Source organism: Thermogemmatispora sp., assembly GCF_019683635.1.
In the GTDB taxonomy this organism is placed as follows: Bacteria; Chloroflexota; Ktedonobacteria; order Ktedonobacterales; family Ktedonobacteraceae; genus Thermogemmatispora.
The window spans coordinates 1-6680 of the sequence record NZ_JADGIA010000248.1 but is presented as its reverse complement, the minus strand read 5'-3'; the positions used below and the strand labels follow the sequence as shown (position 1 = coordinate 6680).

The window sequence follows — 6680 nt, the reverse complement described above, 5'->3', positions numbered from 1 at the left end:
AAGACGTGACATTCCCTGGTACCTGGTGTAGCTGAAGTGGCGATCACCACTTCAGCTACGCCAGCAGCCCTTCGGCACTTCAAGGAGGAAACGCCATGTCGTTCAAGCAGCCGGCAGGGAGAGCCGGTATGATCCTCATCAGCGCACTGCTGCTCGCGGCCCTCGCGGCGAGCGTGATCCTCTCCTTTTCACCGCACACGGCCTACGCCGCCTCAACGATTAGCGTGAACGGGGCGACCCGCTATCAGACGATCGACGGCTTCGGCTTCTCTGGCGCCTTCGGTCCCGCTCAAGAGCTGGAGCAGTCTTCCAGCAGCATGCAGCGTCAAATTCTAGACCTGCTCTTCAGCACCACCAGCGGAGCCGGCTTCTCAATTCTGCGCAACTTGCTGCCCTCGGATCAGGCCCATACCATCGAGCCGAATAGTCCCGGCAGCCCGAATGCTACCCCCACCTACGTCTGGGATCACGATAGCTGGGGCCAGGTCTGGCTTTCCAAGCAGGCCCAGAGCTATGGCGTCACCCAGTTCTATGGCGACGCCTGGAGCGCACCCGGCTTCATGAAGACCAATGGCAATGAAGCCAACGGCGGCGCCCTCTGCGGCTCCCCGGGCGCCAGCTGCAGCAGCGGCGACTGGCGTCAGGCTTATGCCAATTACCTGCTGCAGTACTACCGCGACTATCTCAGCGATGGCATTCGGCTGACGCAGATTGGCGCCTTCAACGAGCCGAATCTCTCGACCTACTATTCGAGCATGGTCATGAATCCCACCCAGACCGCCGATTTTGTGGCCATCCTGGGGCCAACGCTGCGAGCGGCGGGAGTGACCGCCCAGGTGGTCTGCTGCGACGGCGAGGGGTGGGACAGCGCCCAGAGCTATGCTAACGGCATTCTGGCCAATCCAACGGCCAATAGCTACCTTGACCTCTTCTCCAGCCACGGCTATACCGCGCCTCCCACGACACCGATCACGGGACTGGGCAGCCGCCATGTCTGGCAAAGCGAATGGGCCAAGTTCGATGCGGCAGACTACAGCTGGGACGACGGCGGCGACGGCTCCGGCTTCTACTGGGCACAGCAGATCTATACAGGCTTGACGGCTGCTAACCTGAACGCCTTCTTCTACTGGTGGGGCGTAAACTTCAACGCCAGCGATAACGGCTATCTGATCAATGTCGTCAATGGGACGGTGACGCCGGCCAAGCGCCTCTGGAGCTTCGCCAACTATAGCCGCTTTGTGCGCCCCGGCGCGACGCGCATCGGCGCCACCAGCAGCGATAGCACGCTAGAGGTGACAGCTTTCCTCAATAGCAATGGGACCCTGGCCATTGTGGTCCTCAATACCTCCTACAGCCCTGTGCCGGTGACGCTTTCGCTGCAGGGCCTCGCGCTGCCCGCCAACGCGAGCGCTGTGCCCTATGTAACTGATGCCAGCCATAATACAGAGGCCCAGGCACCTCTGACCGTCCAGAACAATAGCTTCAGCGCGACAATTGCCGCCCGCCAACTGGTGACCTATGTGATCAGCGGCACCGGCGGAGGAACCGGCTCGCCTACACCTTCGCCCTCGCCTTCACCTACGGCAGGCGCCTCTCCCACTCCTTCGCCTACCGCAGTGCCGACGCCGACCGCTGTTCCTGCTCCTACACCTTCGCCGACACCTGCTCCAACCCCGGTGACAGGTGCAAGCTGCGCGGTGCATTATGTAGTGAACTCGCAGTGGCCCGGGGGCTTCAGCGCCCTGATCCAGCTGACCAACACGGGCACCACGCCAATTAACGGCTGGCAGCTTCAGTTCACCTTCCCCAACGGGCAGACGATCACCCAGGGCTGGAACGGCTCCTTTAGCCAGAGCGGCAGCACGGTCACGGTGACCAATCTCTCCTACAACGCCAGTATCCCGGCAGGCACCACGCTGGGAGCCTCGCCCGGCTTCAATGGGACCTGGAACGGCAGCAATAACCCGCCTACAGGGTTCAGGTTGAACGGCGTCACCTGCACGACCACTTAGCGAGCGCTGCACTCAGGGGAGACTGGTCGGCAGAGCAGGCCGCAGCGGACCGGCCTGTCTCCCCCGACGCGCTGAGGCCAGACTCGCGCGCTTCTCTCCGTCTCCCAGCACAGGGAGACAGGACGCGGGTCCGGCGGATGCATCCCTCCTCATCTGGCTCGCCCGGCGGCGCTGTCCTGCGCGCTGGTCGCCGTGATCGCTCTGGCGCCCGGTCCGTCCAGAGCCTGACGGCGGTGCGCAGGGCAGCGCTGGCCTGCTCTCTGGTATGGCTAGCTCCTCCGCGGCGGCCCTGACAGATCCCCATTCCCAAGCCCCAGAGAGCGGCCCGCTCCCATTGCTCCGCTTCCAGGCTTTCTGCTATCATAGAAGCAGCCATGTTGGTCGACCTCCTGGCACCCGACAAGCTGCGTTTGTGATACCACTGATAGACCTTGCGGGCGGCAGGATGTCCCGCGCATGTCCCCGAAGGGAGGCTCTCTTGAGACAGGAATCCACCGGGCGCCTTGCCGCCGGCCTCTGCCTGATCATCGTTGCTATTGCTCTCCCGCTCGTGCTCTGGTTCGCCGCCGGCGGACGAGCCGTTGTTGTCGGCCTCACTGGTAGCCTGCTTGCATTGATCTTCGGCATCTTCCTGCTCGTAGGCATCTTCCCGCCACGCGCCAGGAGCTGAACTGCGCCAGCGAGAGCGCAGCCTGCTCACTCTGGCCTCCCGCGATCTGCCGCGGCGCCATCTCAGGTGAGAGGACCCTACCCGACTGGATCTTAGCAAGCGTCCTCTGTCTGAAGTGAGTGTCTTCCGGTCAGAACCCAAAGGAGGGAGAGGCACATGGCATCCACGCCTGTTCCGGTTCCCTACGAGGACCAGGAAGCGGTCATTGTGGGAGACAGCTTCGCCCGGGAGCTGGCCCGTTACGGCTGGCAGGTGCAGCAGGCACGTCCGCCCTATACTGATCCTCTGGTTCTCCGGCAGCGCTGGCTGCGCTGTCCCAATGGAAGTGAGTACAGCCATCGGCAGCTCTATACGTTCCTCCTGAGCACTCCTTGTCGTCATGCCCTGCGTCGCCTGCTGGAACGGCTCCCCTGCCTCTATGGCGATCTCCTTGCTGCCGGCCCCGGCGAGCTGCCCGGCGGCCCTTTCTTAAAGTTGCTCATCGATCAAGAGCTGCTTTTGCAGCAGGAGATTCATCTCCTGGCGGGGCCCGACCTGCTACGCCTGCATGATCTGGGCCACACCTTCGAATGGCTGGTCGCCGAGTGGCTGCGCCTCTATGGCATCGCTTATTACAAGCGTCTGGTCCCAGTCCGCCATAGCGTGAGTCTGGCCGCGCCAGCTCTACCGGGCGATATAGATGTGCTGGCCTTTCTCGATGAGGGGCCTGTGCTGGTCGAGTGCAAAACGCGCACCAGGACCATCGAGGAGGCTCACTTTGCGCGCTTTGTCGAGCGAGCGCGCCTGCTCCGGCCCTTCGCGGCCATCTTCCTCATCGATAGTGAAAATCCGCTCCCCGAGGAGCGCGTCAGTCAGTGTGCGCGCGCCCTGCAGCAGACTGGGGCTGCCCCCCTGCACGGTTCAGGTGGCTTCTACTTCACCGCTGAGCGCATCTATCTGATGAATACCTCGCTAAGCTTCCAGCATCGCCTCACCGAGGCGCTGGCGGACGCTCGCCGTCGCTGGCGCGGGCAACCGCGAGCCGCCTAAAGGCTGCCCTGGCTCCTGCTTGTCTGCGAACCAGCAAAGCAAGGGCGACTCTCTCTGAGAGCAGTTCGGGCCACACCTCTCCTGTCTTTTCTTTCCGCTCCTCACGTGTTCACTGCTTCCTGGTAGCACTGTCCTTCTGCCCCCTGCTGACGACCACCCATATGGGCTATGCTCGCCGCATCCTCTGCCAGTTCGGGCCAGACGGATCACAAGAGATAGTAGAGGCGCATCGGGCATCCTGGCTGATGCCTGAATCACGCCGCTCAGGGGTGGAAAGGGCCTGATATAGGGTTCTTAACTTTCCAAAGAAGGAGCGCATAATGAACAAAATTGTTGATAACGCTCCTGAACGAATCACTCAGCGGGTCCCGGATCGGCAGAGGATTGGCCTGTGGGCGCCGCTGACTGGCTCTGCTCGCCTGCTCTCCGCGCGAGAGTGCGGAGGAACCAGCGAGTCCGCCATGACAGGGATGCATGGTAACGAGCGGGGATGGGAGACCCTTCCTGCTGTGGTTGTAGGGGGCGTTCTGCAGTTTTCTTACTTTTCTCTATTCATTGAGGCTTGTCAAGTAGCAGATGAGGAGTTTGCCAAACGATGGAGCAGGATGATCTTTCGCCAGAGATTGAAGCAGAGCTAGTCAGCCTGCGCCCCGCCCTGGAACGCTTTTTCCAGCGGCACCTCCACGACTCCTCAGTAGTGGATGACTGCGTGGACGAGACCTATGCCCGCGCCTATCAGAGTTTACGTCAGCGAGCTTTGCCGCTTCATCACCCTCGCGCCTGGCTGTTTAAGATTGCGCGGCGCGTCTGGGCCCAGCACTGCGCAGAGGAGCAGAAGCACAGACGCACGGGTCAGATCCACTATTACTCGACAGCTGATGGCGAGCTGCGCTCAGAGATAGACGATCTGGCCGATGACGCCGATCAGCAGCCGGAGGTTCTGGTAGAGCGGCGTGATCAGGCTCGCCTGCTCACACTCGGCCTTCAGGCTCTGCCCCCTTATCAGCAAACGGCAGTGATGTTACATTTTTCGGGCCAGTCGGCGCGGCAGATCGCTGCCCAGACGGGCCGTCCGCGGCGGACGGTCAATGACGACATTCGCCGGGGGATCGACCGTTTACGCCGTCTGGTTGACAATATCGACTGAGGTTCCTATGGATCGCCTTGATGTTTGTCTGAGACCAGCAAAGCGCTCACAATCGCTCGCCTCGACGGGCTGCCGGCGCCAGGAGATGTCAGCCGCATCAGAGACGAGCGTGGGGAGAGATGAGCATCTTTGAGAAATAAGCAGGGGAGGATTCGCTTCATGTATCAGAACAGCGCTGAACCTTGCACGGGGCCGCTGCGCGCTAAGGAGCTGCTCCCTCAGCCGCACGACAGCTTGCGACGCTCGCTCCGCCCGGTACATCAGCCGGCGATCCGCCCGCTCCATCTGGTGCCCACTGGCGGAGATGGTCAGGCCCTGACTACTGACACTGAGGCTCATGCTGTCCACCCTCTCACAGACTCCGAGGCAGAGGCAGGAGAAGAGGACCCTCAACAGGACGCAGTTGCAGGGACAGCCCAAGGAGCAGCTGCCCGCTTGCGCTCGTTGCCCGAGGACGGCGAGGCACTCGTGAGCAAGCTGGCACAGGCCCTGGAGCAACGGACAGGTCTGCCACGTGGCCCGCTCTTGTTGGCTCTGGCGCACTCTTCCTGGCGTGTGCGCGCTGAGGCGGCGCGCTTGCTCGGTCTGAGCGGTGAGCCACTGATCGAGCTGTTGCTCACCATACTGGAGCGAGAAGCTCACGAGGGGGTACGCGAGGCCATCGTCTGGTCGCTCGGGCGCCTGATCCCCACCTTCCTGGCCGATGAGCAGCTATGCAGCGCCTGGTTGGCGCGCCTGCGGGCAACCCTGATCGCGCTGCTGCAGGCTGACGATTGCTGGCTGGTGCGTGAGGCCTCCGCCTGGGCCTTGGGTCGCTTAGGCCGGGCCGCCCCCCTGGAAGCACTGCGCCAGGCGCTCCTGAACGATGGCGACGAGGAGGTCTGCGCGGCTGCCGCCCAGGCTCTGGCCTTATCAGGCAAGCGCCTGGCTCGTGCCTATCTGCTGGAGGCACTGGAGAAGATCGAGATGCCTTTCTTACAGGAGACAATCCGAGAGGCTTTGTCGGAACTTAACGAGGCCCTGGCCCGCGCAGAGTTACAGGCAAAGGCAAGGCAGACACCGCGGACGGACTCACCGCTGCGTCAGATCCTGCTGGCCTTGCGTGACTTCCTGGAGGACCGCCGCGGCTCTCTGGAAGAGCCACGCCTCCTGCTCACAGAAAAAGGGCCGGTCCTGATCCTTTGGTGCAGCTATCAGGCGAAGGAGCGACGGCTGCAGGAGGTGCTCAATGCCCTGTCCCTGGACGAGCGAACAAGGACTTCGATCGCGCCGCTGGAGGCAGCCCAGTGCTCAGGCGATGGTACGCTGCGCCTCCTTGGTCAGCGCCTGGTCCAGCACTGCCGGAAGGAAGCTTCTTGCCAGGAGGTGCTGATGCTCTCGACAACGATCTGCCACCAGGCTCAGGTTGAGCCAGCACCGCCGGAGCAGGGCTGTACTTGCCTGCGCGTCATCATCATTGGGGTCAGCAAGTCACAGGTGGACGGCGACAAACCACCCGTGCTGCGCGAGCTGGCCCGGGCCTGGCAAGCGACCACGCAGGAGGCACCTCTCTGCGAGCAGGACCCGTGCGACCTGCATCTCTGGTATCAGCCCTGCCACGGTCAGGCTGGCCAGGGCTAACAGGTGACCAGTGCCCTCGACTGCGCCCTTTGGGCTACCTTCACGCCTGCACTCACTCCCTCCTTTGCGGCTGTCTCAGCTTCATCCCCAGGCGAGCGATCTGCTGCGCCAATCAGGGATGAGGTTGAGATGGCACCCGCTCGCTGGTTGCCCGCAGCCCTCGCTAGCCCTGCTAGGCCCGGGTCACGTGGATGCTGCGCAT

At 62.8% G+C, this 6680-nt stretch carries 5 protein-coding genes; all 5 read left to right on the top strand.

Annotated features, from left to right (window positions below):
• The first annotated feature begins 95 nt into the window (after positions 1–95).
• The 5 genes from IRZ31_RS19180 (at position 96) to IRZ31_RS19160 (ending at position 6478) form a co-directional block, all read left to right on the top strand.
• Positions 96–2012: a cellulose binding domain-containing protein gene (locus tag IRZ31_RS19180; protein WP_297156670.1), complete on the top strand. Its 1917-nt coding sequence runs from the start codon at positions 96–98 to the stop codon at positions 2010–2012.
• Between the two features lie 478 nt (positions 2013–2490).
• Positions 2491–2682, top strand: coding sequence for a hypothetical protein (locus IRZ31_RS19175; protein WP_146747277.1), 192 nt, complete (start codon positions 2491–2493; stop codon positions 2680–2682).
• Positions 2683–2838: 156 nt separating this feature from the next.
• On the top strand, positions 2839–3711 hold the full coding sequence (locus tag IRZ31_RS19170) for a nuclease-related domain-containing protein (RefSeq protein WP_297156665.1): 873 nt from the start codon (positions 2839–2841) through the stop codon (positions 3709–3711).
• 595 nt (positions 3712–4306) lie between these two features.
• Positions 4307–4858, top strand: coding sequence for an RNA polymerase sigma factor (locus IRZ31_RS19165; protein ID WP_112432503.1), 552 nt, complete (start codon positions 4307–4309; stop codon positions 4856–4858).
• A 159-nt stretch (positions 4859–5017) separates the two neighbouring features.
• Positions 5018–6478 (top strand): HEAT repeat domain-containing protein, encoded by a 1461-nt coding sequence (locus IRZ31_RS19160; protein WP_297156660.1) that lies wholly within the window; start codon positions 5018–5020, stop codon positions 6476–6478.
• The last annotated feature ends 202 nt before the right edge of the window (positions 6479–6680 follow it).

Bases quoted from the DNA above. Each gene is read 5' to 3' on its own strand.
- IRZ31_RS19180 (WP_297156670.1), top strand. From the start codon at position 96: ATGTCGTTCAAGCAGCCGGCAGGGAGAGCCGGTATGATCCTCATCAGC.
- IRZ31_RS19170 (WP_297156665.1), top strand. From the start codon at position 2,839: ATGGCATCCACGCCTGTTCCGGTTCCCTACGAGGACCAGGAAGCGGTC.
- IRZ31_RS19165 (WP_112432503.1), top strand. From the start codon at position 4,307: ATGGAGCAGGATGATCTTTCGCCAGAGATTGAAGCAGAGCTAGTCAGC.
- IRZ31_RS19160 (WP_297156660.1), top strand. From the start codon at position 5,018: ATGTATCAGAACAGCGCTGAACCTTGCACGGGGCCGCTGCGCGCTAAG.